At 39.2% G+C, this 16,029-nt stretch carries 19 protein-coding genes and 1 other annotated feature; of the genes, 17 read left to right on the top strand and 2 right to left on the bottom strand.

Features of this window, described 5'->3' with window-relative positions; translation table 11 throughout:
• Window positions 1-7: 7 nt before the first annotated feature.
• From FPQ13_RS01815 to yajC, 16 genes are all read left to right on the top strand, one after another.
• Window positions 8-1,417 (top strand): ribonuclease E/G, encoded by a 1,410-nt coding sequence (locus FPQ13_RS01815; RefSeq protein WP_144087588.1) that lies wholly within the window; start codon window positions 8-10, stop codon window positions 1,415-1,417.
• A gap of 39 nt (window positions 1,418-1,456) precedes the next feature.
• Window positions 1,457-1,533: a sequence feature (ribosomal protein L21 leader region), on the top strand.
• Window positions 1,534-1,545: 12 nt separating this feature from the next.
• Window positions 1,546-1,854, top strand: coding sequence for a 50S ribosomal protein L21 (gene rplU, locus FPQ13_RS01810; protein WP_144087587.1), 309 nt, complete (start codon window positions 1,546-1,548; stop codon window positions 1,852-1,854).
• Between the two features lie 11 nt (window positions 1,855-1,865).
• Window positions 1,866-2,198, top strand: a complete 333-nt coding sequence (locus FPQ13_RS01805) for a ribosomal-processing cysteine protease Prp (protein WP_144087586.1) — start codon at window positions 1,866-1,868, stop codon at window positions 2,196-2,198.
• Between the two features lie 14 nt (window positions 2,199-2,212).
• Window positions 2,213-2,503, top strand: coding sequence for a 50S ribosomal protein L27 (gene rpmA, locus FPQ13_RS01800; protein WP_144087585.1), 291 nt, complete (start codon window positions 2,213-2,215; stop codon window positions 2,501-2,503).
• A 176-nt stretch (window positions 2,504-2,679) separates the two neighbouring features.
• On the top strand, window positions 2,680-3,165 hold the full coding sequence (locus FPQ13_RS01795) for a Spo0B domain-containing protein (protein WP_144087584.1): 486 nt from the start codon (window positions 2,680-2,682) through the stop codon (window positions 3,163-3,165).
• Window positions 3,166-3,173: 8 nt separating this feature from the next.
• Entirely contained in the window at window positions 3,174-4,463 is a 1,290-nt protein-coding gene (obgE, locus tag FPQ13_RS01790; protein ID WP_144087583.1) for a GTPase ObgE, read from the top strand.
• A 146-nt stretch (window positions 4,464-4,609) separates the two neighbouring features.
• A complete protein-coding gene (locus FPQ13_RS01785; protein ID WP_186279510.1) occupies window positions 4,610-5,113 on the top strand; it encodes a LysM peptidoglycan-binding domain-containing protein in 504 nt (167 codons plus the stop codon).
• A gap of 90 nt (window positions 5,114-5,203) precedes the next feature.
• The gene (locus FPQ13_RS01780; protein WP_144087581.1) at window positions 5,204-5,671 is read left to right on the top strand and encodes a YhcN/YlaJ family sporulation lipoprotein; all 468 of its coding nucleotides are present in this window, start codon (window positions 5,204-5,206) and stop codon (window positions 5,669-5,671) included.
• Between the two features lie 63 nt (window positions 5,672-5,734).
• Window positions 5,735-6,493, top strand: coding sequence for an SDR family NAD(P)-dependent oxidoreductase (locus FPQ13_RS01775; RefSeq protein WP_144087580.1), 759 nt, complete (start codon window positions 5,735-5,737; stop codon window positions 6,491-6,493).
• A 22-nt stretch (window positions 6,494-6,515) separates the two neighbouring features.
• Entirely contained in the window at window positions 6,516-7,235 is a 720-nt protein-coding gene (locus tag FPQ13_RS01770) for a YebC/PmpR family DNA-binding transcriptional regulator (protein WP_144087579.1), read from the top strand.
• A gap of 127 nt (window positions 7,236-7,362) precedes the next feature.
• Window positions 7,363-7,971, top strand: a complete 609-nt coding sequence (gene ruvA, locus FPQ13_RS01765) for a Holliday junction branch migration protein RuvA (RefSeq protein WP_144087578.1) — start codon at window positions 7,363-7,365, stop codon at window positions 7,969-7,971.
• A gap of 12 nt (window positions 7,972-7,983) precedes the next feature.
• A complete protein-coding gene (gene ruvB, locus FPQ13_RS01760; RefSeq protein WP_144087577.1) occupies window positions 7,984-8,982 on the top strand; it encodes a Holliday junction branch migration DNA helicase RuvB in 999 nt (332 codons plus the stop codon).
• Window positions 8,983-9,183, top strand: coding sequence for a DUF2905 domain-containing protein (locus tag FPQ13_RS01755; protein ID WP_144087576.1), 201 nt, complete (start codon window positions 8,983-8,985; stop codon window positions 9,181-9,183).
• Window positions 9,184-9,211: 28 nt separating this feature from the next.
• Window positions 9,212-10,240 carry a tRNA preQ1(34) S-adenosylmethionine ribosyltransferase-isomerase QueA gene (gene queA / locus FPQ13_RS01750; protein ID WP_144087575.1) on the top strand — a complete coding sequence of 343 codons (1,029 nt, stop codon included), beginning with the start codon at window positions 9,212-9,214 and terminating at the stop codon, window positions 10,238-10,240.
• A gap of 34 nt (window positions 10,241-10,274) precedes the next feature.
• On the top strand, window positions 10,275-11,411 hold the full coding sequence (tgt, locus tag FPQ13_RS01745; protein WP_144087574.1) for a tRNA guanosine(34) transglycosylase Tgt: 1,137 nt from the start codon (window positions 10,275-10,277) through the stop codon (window positions 11,409-11,411).
• 15 nt (window positions 11,412-11,426) lie between these two features.
• The gene (yajC, locus tag FPQ13_RS01740; RefSeq protein WP_144087573.1) at window positions 11,427-11,690 is read left to right on the top strand and encodes a preprotein translocase subunit YajC; all 264 of its coding nucleotides are present in this window, start codon (window positions 11,427-11,429) and stop codon (window positions 11,688-11,690) included.
• 114 nt (window positions 11,691-11,804) lie between these two features.
• Here the strand turns inward: yajC and FPQ13_RS01735 are convergent, their stop codons facing one another.
• Window positions 11,805-12,179: a TIGR04086 family membrane protein gene (locus FPQ13_RS01735; protein ID WP_186279509.1), complete on the bottom strand. Its 375-nt coding sequence runs from the start codon at window positions 12,177-12,179 to the stop codon at window positions 11,805-11,807.
• 99 nt (window positions 12,180-12,278) lie between these two features.
• On the opposite strand from FPQ13_RS01735, the gene FPQ13_RS01730 reads away from it, so the two are divergent.
• Window positions 12,279-13,553 carry an ArsB/NhaD family transporter gene (locus FPQ13_RS01730; RefSeq protein WP_144087571.1) on the top strand — a complete coding sequence of 425 codons (1,275 nt, stop codon included), beginning with the start codon at window positions 12,279-12,281 and terminating at the stop codon, window positions 13,551-13,553.
• Window positions 13,554-14,456: 903 nt separating this feature from the next.
• Here the strand turns inward: FPQ13_RS01730 and spoVB are convergent.
• Window positions 14,457-16,001, bottom strand: a complete 1,545-nt coding sequence (gene spoVB / locus FPQ13_RS01725; protein ID WP_144087570.1) for a stage V sporulation protein B — start codon at window positions 15,999-16,001, stop codon at window positions 14,457-14,459.
• Window positions 16,002-16,029: the final 28 nt, after the last annotated feature.

Raw genomic sequence — 16,029 nt, 5'->3', positions numbered from 1 at the left:
AAAGTACATGCGAACGTTATATTTACAGGTCAAGTCAGACAAACAATATTGTTTGGAATTGACGAACGGGAATATCACTCAATTTTTCTTTCAAACAGCATCCTCCTACCGTGTTGGTGATTTAGTAATCGGTGTTGTTCAAGATATTGATCCGCGCATTCAAGCGGCCTTTATCGACCTTGGAAACGAGGAGGCTTACATGCCATTAAAAAAACAAACCCAATCGATTTATAAAGGAAAGCGTCTTTTGTTACAGGTCGAAAAAACAGCCACCAATACAAAACGAATGACAGTTAGCAACCAACTCGAGTTTTCAAATGACTATATTGTATTTTTTCCAAATGAATCGACATTAAAAATTTCTTCAAAAATGCCAAAACAAAAAGCTAGCGATATTGATACATTACTTAGCAAACAACTAAGTGAATATGAGGGTGTTCTTGTCCGAACGGCGGCACAACATTTGACTGATGAGCAACTCATTGAATCACTCAATGATGTAAGATCGAAATGGAAACGATTTGAACAACAAACGAAACACAAATTGGGGATTGTCGTTCGACAGAAGGATTCTTGGGACGAACATTTACAAAACGAAATTGAATTTATCGATAAAATCGTTTGTGATGATGTCAATTATGCTGGAGTGTTACGCAAAAAGTTTCCTCAAGTAAGCGAGCGCATTCAGTTTGATGCACTTTTTTATCGACATCGACCTTTTTCATTGACTCAGTTAAGTGAAAAATTCACTGCTCGAAAAGTAAAGTTAAATAGTGGAGCGGAATTGGTGATTGACCGTACAGAAGCTATGACGGTCATCGACGTAAACACTGCACGTTCACGGAGTCATCAAGTGAGTGAACGGCTTTTTCAAGATGTAAACAAAGAGGCAGCAATATCGGCTTTAAAAGAGGTGCAATTACGAGAGATTTCTGGAATTATTTTAATTGATTTTATCAACTTAAAACAAAAAGAAAACCGTAAATCGATCGAGAAGCTTCTTAGAGGTACCATTCAACAATGGAACTTACCGATTCAAGTAGTTGGCATGACAAAACTAGGATTAATGGAATTGACAGCCAAGCGAACAGGTGAGAGCATTTATGATTATTTCCAAGTCGAAGAACCGGTAATTCAGCGCTCAGAAGAATTTATTGTTCACCAGTTAGAGGATGAGCTTTTAGCTTATCAGGCTGAAAGAGTAGAGTGTATAGAGGTTTCCGTTAAACCGAATAGCTTAGTTTATGTAAGGGAAGCTATACGAAAGTTACATCAACATCATGAGTTTACATTTTCTTTAGTCATTCATGCAGATTCCTCTTTACAAAGTCCATTCAAATTATTTAAAATAGGGGATGTCGATTGGTTGCTAGAAAAACTTCAAACAGAAGGAAAACCGATTGACAAATTGTTTTAGTATATGGTAATGTTTTATTGTTATGCAAATTGTCGCACCAATTTGCTGCAACCGCGCAGAAAAGGTTACTAAACTCATCGCGAATGAGTACCTTTATGGCGAGTCTAAGTAAACGAGGAGGTGCAAGAATGTACGCAATTATCGAAACTGGTGGTAAACAAGTTAAAGTTGAAGAAGGCCAAACAGTCTACTTGGAAAAAGTAGTCGGTGAAGCTGGTGATGAAGTTACTTTTGACAAAGTACTTTTCGTTGGTGGAGATGAAACAAAAGTGGGCGCTCCATTCGTAGATGGCGCTAGCGTTACTGGAACTGTTGAGAAGCAGGGTAAAGGACGTAAAATCACTGTTTTCAAATATAAGCCAAAGAAAAATTACAAGCGTAAACAAGGTCATCGTCAACCTTACACGAAAGTTACTATCAAAAACATTAGTCTGTAAGGAAGAATTCAATGGTAGAAGTTATCGTTGAACGAAACGATCAAAATGAAATTATCTCTTTTGAATTATCCGGACATGCCAATAGCGGTCCATATGGGCACGATTTGGTCTGTGCAGCAGCCTCTGCTGTATCGTTCGGAACAATCAATTCAATTATTTCATTATGTAATGTCGAACCTGAAATTGAGCAAGGTGCAGAAGGTGGCTATTTAAAAATGACATTATCACCGCAAATGGATGATAAATCATTTCATAAAGCCCAAACATTGCTTGAAGGTATGGTTGTGTCTATTCAAACGATTGAAAATGATTATGGCGAATATATAAAGTTATCTAATCAATAAGGAGGTGCTTTCACATGCTACGTTTAGATCTTCAGTTTTTCGCGCAGAAAAAAGGTGCTGGTAGTACCAAAAACGGTCGTGATTCAGAATCCAAACGTCTTGGTGCGAAACGTGCAGACGGCCAATTCGTAACTGGTGGTTCCATTCTTTATCGTCAACGCGGTACGAAAATTTACCCAGGCGATAACGTTGGCCGCGGTGGTGATGACACGCTTTTTGCTAAAATTGACGGTGTTGTTAAATTCGAACGTTATGGACGTGACCGTAAGAAAGTCAGTGTTCATCCAGAAGTTCAAGAAGCTTAATCATACACATAAAGAACTGGTTCAAAAGAAAACCTTTTGGACCAGTTTTTTTTGGTCTAAAAGAATTATTGTTGTTTGTGGCAAACAGGCGATGATCAGAAAATACTTCGACGAACGACAAGGTGATTGTCTTTATTTATGTTAAAATAGAGAAAAATCGCAAATGGGTGATCGCAATGGATACGGAAACTTTTTTAAATACGATGAAGCTATATCGGCACAAACTATTGAATGAACTCCAAGTAATTCACGGCTACCAAAGTATGAATATGAAAGAGGAATCAATGGAAAAGCTGAATCGCTTCATTGGTGAACTGAATGCAGAAAGGGTGTTGCAGTCTTTAGATGCACCTGAGTATGTCCGTTTAATTCTATTGTGGAAAATACAACACCCAGAAGTCAGCTTACAATATCAAACAACTGGTAAGTCGCAGTCACTTCGAAATTATGTCCAAGTTATGTGCCAAGATGCTCAAACAGTGATCGATAAAGTTGAAGAAATCGCCCAGGAAGATACTTCATTATCGATTCACCTGTCGTATCAACCAGAAATTAAGATTGATTATATTATTACAAATGTGGAAAAAGATAAACAGAATGATTCAGAAAACGAAGCGAAAAATGATTTACAAAAAATTGTTTTTCAATATTGTTATAAGTAGGTGAGAGAATGTTTGTAGATCAAGTGCAAGTCTTCGTCAAAGCAGGCGATGGTGGTAATGGAATCGTAGCTTTTAGACGAGAAAAATATGAACCGATGGGTGGTCCAGCCGGGGGTGACGGCGGCCGCGGTGGTGATGTTGTTTTTGAAGTAGATGAAGGTTTGAATACGTTAATGGACTTTCGTTATCAAAAACATTTTAAAGCAACCCGCGGTGAAAATGGAATGAACAAAGGTATGCACGGTAAAAACGCAGATCCGCTCGTCGTTCCTGTGCCACCAGGGACGACCGTGAAAAATGCAGATACCGGGAAAGTCATTGCGGATTTAATTGAACATAAACAACGCGCGGTCATTGCAAAAGCCGGACGCGGTGGACGTGGAAATATCCACTTTAGTAATGCGCGAAACCGTGCTCCCGAAATTGCTGAAAATGGCGAGCCAGGTGAAGAGTTGTATGTACAACTTGAACTAAAAGTATTGGCGGATGTTGGGTTAGTTGGCTTCCCAAGTGTTGGGAAATCGACTCTATTATCTGTCGTCAGTGCTGCAAAGCCTAAGATTGCCGATTATCATTTTACGACGCTCAACCCTAATTTAGGTATGGTGCGGACGGAAGATGATCGGAGCTTTGTAATAGCGGATTTACCAGGATTGATTGAAGGTGCTCATGAAGGTGTCGGACTAGGGCATCAATTTTTACGTCACATTGAGCGCACGCGATTAATCGTTCATGTGGTCGATATGTCCGCAACTGAAGGTAGAGATCCTTATGACGATTATCAAACGATTAATCAAGAGCTTGAGCAATATGATCAACGTTTGATGGAACGTACCCAGCTTATTGTTGCAAACAAAATGGACATGCCTGGAGCTGAAGAACAGCTTGAACAATTTAAACAGCATTTCGAGTCATCACAAAGAATATTCCCAATCTCAGCTTTGACGAAGTCAGGATTAAATGAACTTCTATATGCAATTGCGGATACATTGGAACAAATTCCGAAAAATACATTTGAAACGGAAGAAGAGGATCTTCAAGATGAACGCGTCATCTATCGACATGAAAAAGACGATGAAAGCTTCCGTATAACGAGAGATCCAGACGGAGCCTATGTATTATCAGGGCCTCAAATTGAACGGTTGTTTAAAATGACTGATTTTAACCGAGATGAATCTGTTCGCCGGTTTGCGAGACAAATGCGTCACTTAGGAATTGACGAAGCGCTTCGCAAAAGAGGGGCAGGCGACGGAGACACCGTACGCTTACTCGATTTCGAATTTGAGTTTGTTGAGTAATGAAAAAAACTGTACCTTCCTTTTTAAGGATGTACAGTTTTTTTGTGTTTGAACCGATCCATGAATTACAGGCGAATGACTCAATTTTTTCGGGATCTTGCATAAACTATGTATATATGTATAGATTGATACGAAAGGAGTCATTTATGTTGAGAATTCACATTGTCCGAAGAGGTGAAACGATCAAGTCCATCGCAGAGAAATATGATCTTTCCTTTCAAGAAGTTGTCCGTATGAACAAACAAATTGCAGATCCATATGAACTCATGGAAGGCATGAAATTGAGAGTTCCTAACCAGCGTGACAAGCAAGCAGAAGAGCCTGCACCTGTCGCAGCCAAACAGAACGAACACAATAACCGTACAGAAGGTCTCGGTGAGGATCAAGAGTTAACGAAAGATCAGTTGTCTCGCATGGAACCACCTGAAAGAGCGGCAAACTATCTTCCGTACATTCAAGAAGATGAACATATATGGGGTTACCAAACAATGGGAAACCATGACAATTCATATGCTAAAACAGAACAGTACTCACCGATTACACAACAACTGTATACAGATATGACATTTCTACATGATTCGTCCTATCCTGCACACCAGCAACCTATGGTATATTATAATCCGTGTATGGGTTACATTTATTCTTATTAAGTAAACTGTGTGTTTTTCCATCAATTTTCACCTCATAAAATGTATGGTTAACACCTCCTTTCTCAAACTAACTAAAGGAGGTGTTTTTAAATGATTAAAAAAATTCTTTTTTTCATCCTTATAGCTATTATTTTGGCTGGTTGTACATGGGTCAACCCGGAGAAGGATAAACGAGCAGATGGTGCACTTCAAAAAGACGAAGAGGTGACAGATGAGGAGTTAATCCGTTATAATTTGTATTCGAACCCTACTGAATATTATGAGCAGAAAAATTTAGAACGTACGATGGATAATTCCAAAGAGAACACGAGTGATTCAGAAGGACCTGGAAGTAAAACTGAACGCCAAATTTATTATGAATTGATGCAATTAGAAGAAGTTCGGCAGGCAGGCCTCGCTATTACAAAAGACAAAATTTACGTTGCGATTAATTTAGAAAATCGTTCTGAGCCAAAGGAAACAGTCAAACGTGTCAAAGATATTGTTGAAGAAATCACTGGTCGTTCTGATATAATTGTGGATGTAGATCCTGATTATTATGATTCGAGGATAGAATAACTAGTTCATCAAACGTTTGATTGAATTTCTCTGAAATAAATACAAAAAGGGAGGAGATACGACATGAAATTCGCTATTGTTACAGGTGCTTCAAGAGGACTTGGGGAAGAAGCTGCACGACTTGCGTTGAAAAAAGATTATCAGCTCATTACCATAGCAAGGAAATCTGAACTGCCTTCATTGCAACAAGAAGCTTCCACACACCAATTAACGCACACTCATTTGCCTACGGATTTGAGTGATCCTCAATCTGTAATATCTGTTGCAAAAGAAATTACACAAATACTTAAAGAAGAATCGTTAGAGGAAATCTTATTGATTAATAATGCTGGTATGGTTTCACCGATCGGTCCTGTTGGTCACATGGATAGTGAAGAAATTTCAAAGCATGTATCATTAAATACGACCGCGCCGATGATTCTTCTTAATGAGTTGAAAAAAGCGATTCATGGTGTGCCGCTTACAGTCGTAAATATTACTTCTGGAGCTGCTGAGCGTAGCACGTATGGTTGGAGTGTTTACGGATCAACGAAGGCAGCGATCAATCTATTTACACAAACTGCGGCTACTGAAGCTGCTGAGCTTGGACAAGATGAGTTACACGTTGCTTTTAGTCCTGGTATTATGGACACGGAAATGCAAACTGAAATTCGCGGTTCATTTACACAAAACTTTAAAGATGTTGAGAAGTTTAAGCAGTTCAAGCAAGAAGGACAGTTACGAAGTCCAACTGAAGTGGCTGAATTATTGTTTCAATTAATTCATAAACGCGATGCAATCGAAAGCGGTCGCGTATATCGCGTATATGATTTAGTCGATTAATCGAGAAGGGAAGAGGAGTTTTATGGCAGGACATTCAAAATGGCATAATATTAGACATAAAAAGAATGCCAAAGATGCAAAACGGGGAAAAATATTCATGAAGTTAGCGAAGGAGATTTTCGTAGCTGCAAAGCAAGGTGGAACAGATACGGAAACGAATGCAGCGCTTCGCTTGGCAATTGATAAGGCGCGGTCCAATAACATGCCTAAAGACAATATCGATCGTGCAGTTCAGAAAGCTGCCGGAAACGTTGATGGCGAAAATTATGAAGAGATGACGTATGAAGGGTATGGGCCTGGAGGCGTAGCAGTGATGGTTGATGTGTTGACAGATAATCGAAACCGGACAGCCTCAGAAGTCAGACATGCTTTTTCTAAAAATGATGGCAACCTAGGTGAAAATGGTTGTGTTTCTTTTATGTTTCAACGAAAAGGATATATTGTCATCGCACAAGATAATGTTTCGGTTGATGAAGACGAATTTATGTTAGAAGCAATCGAAGCTGGCTGTGAAGAGATCGAATCTAATGAAGAAGTATTTGAATTGTATACAACCGTCGAGGATTTTGAGTCGTGTAAAAAGACATTGGAAGAGAATTATCCACTGGAAGCAGCTGAACTGACGATGATTCCTGACACAGATGCAGAAGTGGCGGAAGACCATCAAGAAAAGATGAATAAGCTGATTGATATGCTCGAAGATCTCGATGATGTTCAAGATGTGCATCACAATATGAAATAATACGTAACACCAGTTATGGTTCTTCGTTAATCATGACTGGTTTTTCAATCGTTCATATAAAGCCACAAGGATTGGTTTCCATGTTAAACTATAGATAGAACATTTGTTCAAGATAGGAGAGAAGCTCATGTTTGCTTATGTTCGTGGGAAATTAGAGGAGATTGAAGACGAGTTTTTAGTCGTTGAAACGGCGGGAATCGGCTATGAAATATATTGTGCCAATCCTTATCAATTTCAAGAATCTTTAGGACAAGAAGTAAAAGTTTATACATACCAATATGTTCGTGAAGATTTACACATGTTATATGGATTCAAAAAGGAAGAAGAGAAGTCTTTATTTAAAAAATTAATACAAGTATCTGGGATAGGACCTAAAAGCGCCAGTGCAATTATTGGACAAGCTCCTGTCAGAGATTTTGCTCAAGCTATTGAGCAAGAGGATGAAAAATTCTTGACTAAATTCCCTGGTGTCGGAAAGAAAACGGCACGTCAGATGATATTGGATTTAAAAGGGAAAGTGACAGAGTGGCTGACTTATCATGGTGATTCTAAAACAACAGAAACAATTCATATGATCCACGCAACGAGTCCTTATGTTGATGAAGCGATTGAGGCATTAAGAGCCCTCGGATATTCCAACCGAGAAATCAAATCCATTGAAGGAAAACTTAAAGCTGAAAACCTGGAATCAACAGACGATGTAGTGAAGAAAGGATTGCAACTATTAATACGGTAAGTGGGTGGAATGATGGATGATCGGATGATTTCTGGAGATCTTCAAGAAGATGATCTTCAGGTAGAGCAAAGTTTAAGACCTCAAATCTTGAGGCAATATATAGGACAAGAAAAAACAAAACGAAATTTAAGCATATTTATTGAAGCGGCTAAAATGCGAGAAGAACCATTGGATCACGTTTTATTATATGGCCCACCAGGATTAGGTAAAACGACATTAGCCTCAATCATTGCGAATGAAATGGGTGTACAGTTTAGAACGACATCAGGTCCAGCGGTTGAAAGAGCTGGCGATCTTGCAGCAATTTTATCATCTCTTGAAACTGGTGATGTATTGTTCATTGATGAGATTCATCGTCTACCTCGGGCGGTTGAAGAAATACTGTATCCAGCGATGGAAGATTTCTTTTTGGATATCGTGATCGGTCAAGGGGATAGTGCGCGTTCAGTAAGGCTAGATTTGCCTCCATTCACGCTTGTAGGTGCAACAACTCGTGCTGGATTACTTTCTGCCCCGCTCCGTGATCGGTTCGGTGTATTAAGTCGTCTGGAGTTTTATGAAGAAAAAGATCTTAGCCATATCATTAAACGGACAGCTGATATCTTTGAAATGGAAATTGAAGACGATGCGGCGAATGAAATTGCCTCTCGTTCACGCGGCACGCCTCGTATTGCCAATCGCCTGCTGAAGCGGGTGCGTGATATAGCGCAAGTGAATGACATGGATACGATTACTGTAGACATCACAAAAGAAGCACTGAATATGTTACAAGTCGACGCAGCAGGATTGGATCATATTGATCATAAGTATTTATTGGGTATTATTGACAAGTTCCAAGGCGGTCCTGTCGGATTGGAAACATTGGCAGCGACCATAGGAGAAGAATCTCAAACTATTGAAGACGTATATGAACCTTTCTTATTGCAAAAAGGATACATTCAACGCACGCCACGTGGGCGGATAGCGACATTTGAAGCATATCGCCACTTCAATAGGGAGGTTAACGACTAAATGGATGGGCTAGGAAAAATTCTAATCCTTATAGGTATTGTATTCGTGATTGTTGGAATCATTTGGACAGTGATTGGAAAGCTTCCTGGTGACCTCGTGTTCAAAAAAGGTAACACGACTGTTTATTTTCCAATCATGACCTCCATTATCATTAGTATTATCTTATCACTTATATTTTATTTTTTAGGTAAATTTAAGTAATCGGTAATCAATAGAAAGTAGGAAAAGCATGGATATAAATGAATTTGACTTTGACTTACCAGAAGAATTAATTGCACAAACACCGCTTGAAGATCGCTCGGCTTCGAGATTGCTCACGATTGACAGAGCGAAAGACCAATTTCACCATCAGCAATTTACGGATATCATTGATTATTTAAACCCTGGTGACTGTCTTGTGTTAAACAATACAAAAGTACTTCCGGCTCGTTTGATGGGTTATAAGGCAGACACATATGGTAAGGTTGAATTATTATTACTCCATCAAGTAAATGGAGATGATTGGGAAGTACTTGTGAAGCCTGCCAAGAAGGTAAAAGCAGGAACGTGGATTCAATTTGGCGATGGCTTATTAAAAGCTGAATGTCTTGAAGAAAAAGAACATGGCGGCCGAGTCGTTCGCTTTCATTACGAAGGCATTTTCATGGAAATTCTCGATCAGCTAGGTGAAATGCCACTACCGCCTTACATTAAAGAGCAATTAGACGACCAAGACCGTTATCAAACGGTTTATGCGAAAGAAGTAGGATCAGCAGCGGCTCCGACTGCGGGATTGCATTTTACAGAGCAATTACTTGAACGAATTAAGCAAAAAGGTGTGCACATCGCTTATATTACATTGCATGTCGGTTTAGGAACATTCCGACCTGTCCAAACTGATGATATTGAAAAACACGAGATGCACGCTGAGTTTTATCGGTTGGACGAACAGACTGCTTCAGACCTGAATGACATTAAAGCAAAAGGGAATCGAATTATCGCTGTTGGAACGACTTCAATAAGAACATTAGAAACAATCGCGCGTGATACAGGTGGAGTATTCGAAGCCAGAAGCGGGTGGACGGATATATTTATCTACCCACCGTACAAATTCCAAGCGATTGACGCAATGATCACGAATTTTCATTTGCCAAAGTCGACATTGATCATGTTAGTCAGCGCGTTTGCTGGTCAAGAGCGAACATTGAAAGCGTACAAAGAAGCAGTTGAAAAATCTTATCGCTTCTTTAGCTTCGGTGACGCAATGTTTATCTATTAATCATTTTTGAAATTCGATATCAAGGAGAGAGTTCATGGCTATCACCTATGAGTTAAAAAAAGTTTGTAAGCAAACAGGCGCGCGTTTAGGAACCGTGCACACACCCCACGGTTCTTTTGATACGCCTGTTTTTATGCCAGTTGGTACATTGGCGACCGTCAAAACGATGAGCCCCGAAGAATTGAATGAAATCGGTGCGAACATCATATTATCAAATACGTACCATTTATGGCTTCGACCTGGAGAAGATATTATAAAAGAAGCAGGCGGCCTTCATCAGTTCATGAATTGGGACAAGCCGATTTTAACAGACTCTGGTGGATTCCAAGTCTTCAGCCTTTCAGACATGCGTGAAATAAAAGAAGAAGGTGTCCACTTCAGAAACCATATTAGTGGTGCAAAACTGTTTCTATCTCCAGAAAAGGCGATGCATATTCAAAACGATCTCGGTTCTGATATTATGATGGCGTTTGATGAGTGCCCACCATACCCGGCAAGCTTTGAGTATATGAAGAAATCGGTGGAAAGAACTTCTCGATGGGCGGAAAGATGTTTAGCTGCTCATCAACGCCCAACAGAGCAAGGGCTTTTCGGTATTGTACAAGGTGGAGAATATGAAGAGCTTCGAAAACAAAGTGCACGTGATTTAGTGTCACTTGATTTTCCTGGTTATGCCATTGGTGGCTTGTCCGTTGGTGAACCAAAAGATGTGATGAACAAGGTGTTGGACTTCACGACACATTTATTACCGGATGAGAAACCGAGATATTTGATGGGTGTCGGGTCGCCGGATTCATTGATTGATGGAGCGATTCGAGGCATCGACATGTTCGATTGTGTCCTGCCGACCAGAATTGCAAGAAATGGGACGTGCATGACATCAAATGGGAGATTGGTCGTCCGGAATGCTAAGTTTGCTCGAGACTTTACACCAATTGATGAGAACTGTGACTGTTACACATGTCGAAATTACACAAAAGCTTACATTCGACACTTAATTAAAGCAAATGAAACGTTTGGAATAAGGTTAACTACTTATCATAACCTTTACTTTTTGGTAAAATTGATGGAGCAAGTGCGAGAAGCAATTGCTGAAGATCGTTTAGGAGATTTTCGAGAAGAGTTTTTTGAACGATATGGTTTTAACAAACCAAACGCAAAGAACTTCTAGGAAGGAGGAATATAAATGGAAGCATTGACAGGATTATTACCGATTGTATTGTTCATTGTACTGTTTTGGTTTATCTTGATTCGTCCACAACAAAAAAGACAGAAACAAGTTAGAGAAATGCAAAACAATCTTCAAAAGGGTGACGAAATTGTCACTATCGGTGGTATGCATGGCCGTATTCATGCGTTAGACGAGGGAACGATCGTGGTTGAAGTAAATGATGGAAACAAACTTACATACGATCGCTCTTCTGTTCGTGAAGTAAAAAACAATCAATAATATGAAAAACTGACCAATAAGCAAGTAGCTGATTGGTCAGTTTTTTTATCTAAATTTGTATAGAATTTGGATGAAACTAATTCGAATAACTTGGATCGTTGATCAGTGAAATAATTATCTTTCATTTTTTGAGAAATTGACTCCAAACATACTCCCTGTAATGGCTGCAATGAGGAAAATAAGAAAATACGTTGCTTGGCGGTCGGCAAGCCAGTAGTCATAAGCTAAAAATTGATATAGCATGACTCCGAATACGTAAATAGCTCCAGTTAAAAGCCCAGTGAGCCATCCTTTATGAAGCGTTTTCCTACCGGCGATGAATCCTCCGATCATTAAAACGAGAATGCTGACGACAAAGGTTGTCCATGTTAACGTCGCACTTGAAAACTCTGTAAATTTAACAAACATAGCAATGACTAGGCTACATAAAAACATGAGAACTAGTATTGTAGCAATACCGTACAAAATGCCGCGTAATCGATTATTCATTTTTGTTCCCCCTCGAAATAGACTATTGCTATAAATTATGCATGTTTCCATATAAAAAGACGTACTTATTTGATAAGAGAGATTAAAGGGGACAAGAATATGGAGCTAATCGTTACGTTAGTTGTATTCATCATCAGTTACATTTTTTTACTTTGGGATCAAATCAACCGGGCACTCGTCGCATTATGTGGAGCTGCAATCCTCATTTTATTCAATATTTTCAGTGTCGATGAAGCACTATCAACATATGTTGATTGGAGTACGATCGTTTTATTATTTTCCATGATGGTTCTCATATCAATTACGCAGAAAACAGGTGTATTTGAATTTGTATCACTTTGGATGATTCGAAAGGTTAATGGTAAGCCGGTCCCATTATTTATGTGGATTGGAGTGATGACGGCAGTTGGATCCGCATTACTGGACAATGTCACAACGGTTCTGCTTTTGGTTCCTGTCATCATCAATATGACAAAGCAATTAAATCTTCCCGCGATACCATACTTGATTATGGTCATCATCATTTCGAATGTTGGCGGGACAGCGACGATGATTGGTGATCCGCCAAACATTATGATCGGACAGGCTGTAGAACGTTTTACTTTTATTTCATTTATCGTTCATTTAGGACCTATTATTCTTATCCTTTTCACGGTTGTTATGGGGTTATTATTTTTACTGTTTCGAAATCAATTACGTCAACAAAATGCGGCTGCATCGATGAGAGAAATTAAGCCAACAGACGTACTGAAGAAAACGCCATTATTATATCAATCTCTCGTTATCCTCAGTTTAACAATTGTCGGTTTTACATTTCACGGTCCTTTACATATTGAACTGACGACGATTGCTTTCTGTTCGGCATTACTTTTATTACTTTTATCAGAAAAAGATAAGATGACAGAAACCGTTTTTGAAAAAATGGAATGGACGACGTTGTTCTTTTTCATCGGATTGTTTGTGCTCGTAGGAGGTTTAGAGGAAGTTGGATTAATCGATCGAATGGCAGAAAGCTTTTTGGAGATTACTGGTGGTGACCCAATGACATCATCTATGTACATTTTGTGGTCAGCAGGTTTGTTATCTGGATTTTTGGATAACATTCCCTATGTCGCTGCAATGATTCCAGTCTTGTTTGAATTTGAGCAATATGGAATAGTTGCTACCGATTCAATGTGGTGGGCACTGGCACTAGGTGCTTGTCTAGGTGGAAACGGGTCCTTATTGGGCGCATCAGCGAATGTTGTCGTTGCTGGAATAGCGAGTACACACCAAATTAAAATACGTTTTATTACCTTTATGGCTTATGGAATGTTGATCGTGATGATCTCTATGATTTTATCATCCGTTTATTTGTACGTGAGGTATTTCTAAGTTTAATTTACAAACTAGACGACTAATTGATTGGAAACGTCTATGGGAGCAGAAAGAATATGCATACACTTATGGTGAGGAGGAGGTCGAATTCCCGCGTGCGGTTATTTCTTTTCAATGGAAAAATGGTTAGATGAATGAACAGGCACTGACTTCGGTCGGTGTTTTTTTGTGTGATTAAAAGAAGCGCTCTAATCACGGGGAGAGCACTAAATTTGTTCTGTATCTTTGAATAGAAGCGCTCTAATCACAGATAGAGCACTAAATTTGTTCTGTATCTTTGAATAGAAGCACTCTAATCGCAGGTAGAGCACCAAATCTGGTCGGTATCATTGAATAGAGGCGCTCTAATCACAGATAGAGCACTAAATTTGTTCTGTATCTTTGAATAGAAGTGCTCTAATCACAGGTAAAGCACCAAATCTGATTGCTATCTTTGAATAGAAGGGGCTAGGACAAAACCTTTAAAGTTGACTCAGATATGAACAATCTAATTTAGTAATGCGGAAATACCCGCTTCGGAAATATACTGCGCTTTTACCCACAGGGCATAAGGCGACATCTGCGATAAATCGCAGTGTCTTCTATATCGCGGGCAGCTGTTGAGCCTCCTCGTGCTTCGCACTGTGGGGTCTCACCTAGGCTTTTGCTCCCGCAGAAGTCTCCGTATATTTCCTACGCTAAGTTAGATTGATATTCGTGTTTCTGAGTTTATAACCTTGATTTGTCCCAGCCTCTAAATTTGATCGTCATCTTTAAATAGAAGCGCTCTAATCACAGGTAGAGCATCCAATCTGTCCGCTATCTTTGAATAGAAACACCCAAAAAGGGGTAGAGCTCAAAATTACGCTCTACCCCCGATTTGCAGCATTCGAAACAGTACCTAGTCTCTTCAACTAACATTTAATTCGTGCGTCTTTGAAAAAGCTGTCTCCATTCTTCGATGGTCACTAACTTCATAATGATTAAACCAATTAAATACAAGACACCTAAACTGACAGAAACAAACAAAATCATTTGAAAGTTCGATGTGAAAGATAAGTGTGTAATCATCCAATTTCCAATAAAATATAAACTGGTAAGAAGAAAGCCCATTCGAATGATCAATGAGACTGGTAATTTGAACCGAATTAATCGATATAAAGCCGCGAAATGCAGTAAGGTAACAACCAATATACCTATTACAACAGATAGAATAACACCATCTATGCCAAAATTCGGGTTTGTTGCGAGTACCCATAAGACGGACAGCTTAACCGTTGCTCCAATTAGACTGTTAATCATCGCGTGTTTAGCATAATTCAATGCTTGAAGGGCAGCTTGAAGAGGAGCTTGGAAGTACAACAAGATAAAAAATGGAGCCATAAAACTTAGAAAATCGGCACCATTATTCGTTCCATAAATCAGCTGAAGTAAACTTGCTGATAATAACATAAATAAGATTGTTGCCAAACCACCAGACACAAAGGATAGCCGCAGTGCTTGGGTGATACGGAAATGAACGGTTCGATGATGTTTTAAAGCATTTGATTCACTAACCGAAGGGATTAAGGCGACAGATAGTGAATGGGTAATAAACGTCGGCAGTAATAAAAGAGGCATGACAAAGCCAGTCAATTGTCCATAAAGTGACGTACTTTGCGATACTGTATACCCTGCGATAAATAAGCTTTGTGAGACAAGAATGGGTTCAAAAAAATAAGTGATGGATCCGACCATCCGACTTCCTGCTGTTGGTAAGGCAATTTGAAATATATTTGCATACGTACTTTTTAATGAACGAAAAGGATAGCGTGACACGGATAATTGTCTTCTCTTCTGTGATTTTTGAAAACAGTAAAAAATATATGCTAAGGAAGCAAGTTCGCCAAGAACAGCAGACCCCATAGCACCTGCTGCTGCATGAGCCAGTCCGAAAGGTAGCAACAATTTAATCATAATGACGACAAGGACAATACGAATAACTTGTTCAATAACTTGCGCGTACGCTTGCGGCTTCATGTTTTGGAGACCTTGGAAATATCCACGTAGCACCGATGAAATAGCGATAATGATGATGATTGGGCTCATAACAAGCATCGGTAGCAATGTCCGATGGTCTAATAAGAGTTTATCTGCAATAACTGGAACGAACATGGAAAAAAAGATCGTTAATATAATACTTAGAGTTACTGTAATCGTAAACGAACTATATAGAATTTTTTTAATCCGTCTGCGGTCATTAATAGCAATCGCTTCAGAGACTAATTTAGAAACGGCAACAGGAATACCTACTTGGGATAATGTAATCATCAACAATAATGCCGGAACCGTTAGCATATAGATTCCGACGCCTTCTTCTCCTAATAACCTGGCCATAATCATACGATTGACAAAGCCAAGTAATCGGCTGATCATACCAGCGACAATTAAAATTAATGCACCTTTAATAAATGTTTGTTTCGACATCTTATGGGCCCTGCCTTCTCAAATGAAT

It is taken from the genome of Allobacillus salarius, assembly GCF_007559425.1.
In the GTDB taxonomy this organism is placed as follows: domain Bacteria; phylum Bacillota; class Bacilli; order Bacillales; family Alkalibacillaceae; genus Allobacillus; species Allobacillus salarius.
This window is presented reverse-complemented; position numbering and strand designations above follow the sequence as displayed.

Bases quoted from the DNA above. Each gene is read 5' to 3' on its own strand.
- FPQ13_RS01805 (WP_144087586.1), top strand. From the start codon at position 1,866: ATGGTAGAAGTTATCGTTGAACGAAACGATCAAAATGAAATTATCTCT.
- obgE (WP_144087583.1), top strand. From the start codon at position 3,174: ATGTTTGTAGATCAAGTGCAAGTCTTCGTCAAAGCAGGCGATGGTGGT.
- queA (WP_144087575.1), top strand. From the start codon at position 9,212: ATGGATATAAATGAATTTGACTTTGACTTACCAGAAGAATTAATTGCA.
- rpmA (WP_144087585.1), top strand. From the start codon at position 2,213: ATGCTACGTTTAGATCTTCAGTTTTTCGCGCAGAAAAAAGGTGCTGGT.
- ruvA (WP_144087578.1), top strand. From the start codon at position 7,363: ATGTTTGCTTATGTTCGTGGGAAATTAGAGGAGATTGAAGACGAGTTT.
- spoVB (WP_144087570.1), bottom strand. From the start codon at position 16,001: ATGTCGAAACAAACATTTATTAAAGGTGCATTAATTTTAATTGTCGCT.
- FPQ13_RS01795 (WP_144087584.1), top strand. From the start codon at position 2,680: ATGGATACGGAAACTTTTTTAAATACGATGAAGCTATATCGGCACAAA.
- rplU (WP_144087587.1), top strand. From the start codon at position 1,546: ATGTACGCAATTATCGAAACTGGTGGTAAACAAGTTAAAGTTGAAGAA.
- FPQ13_RS01775 (WP_144087580.1), top strand. From the start codon at position 5,735: ATGAAATTCGCTATTGTTACAGGTGCTTCAAGAGGACTTGGGGAAGAA.
- FPQ13_RS01770 (WP_144087579.1), top strand. From the start codon at position 6,516: ATGGCAGGACATTCAAAATGGCATAATATTAGACATAAAAAGAATGCC.
- tgt (WP_144087574.1), top strand. From the start codon at position 10,275: ATGGCTATCACCTATGAGTTAAAAAAAGTTTGTAAGCAAACAGGCGCG.
- FPQ13_RS01730 (WP_144087571.1), top strand. From the start codon at position 12,279: ATGGAGCTAATCGTTACGTTAGTTGTATTCATCATCAGTTACATTTTT.
- FPQ13_RS01735 (WP_186279509.1), bottom strand. From the start codon at position 12,179: ATGAATAATCGATTACGCGGCATTTTGTACGGTATTGCTACAATACTA.
- FPQ13_RS01780 (WP_144087581.1), top strand. From the start codon at position 5,204: ATGATTAAAAAAATTCTTTTTTTCATCCTTATAGCTATTATTTTGGCT.
- yajC (WP_144087573.1), top strand. From the start codon at position 11,427: ATGGAAGCATTGACAGGATTATTACCGATTGTATTGTTCATTGTACTG.
- FPQ13_RS01755 (WP_144087576.1), top strand. From the start codon at position 8,983: ATGGATGGGCTAGGAAAAATTCTAATCCTTATAGGTATTGTATTCGTG.
- ruvB (WP_144087577.1), top strand. From the start codon at position 7,984: ATGGATGATCGGATGATTTCTGGAGATCTTCAAGAAGATGATCTTCAG.
- FPQ13_RS01785 (WP_186279510.1), top strand. From the start codon at position 4,610: ATGTTGAGAATTCACATTGTCCGAAGAGGTGAAACGATCAAGTCCATC.
- FPQ13_RS01815 (WP_144087588.1), top strand. From the start codon at position 8: ATGCGAACGTTATATTTACAGGTCAAGTCAGACAAACAATATTGTTTG.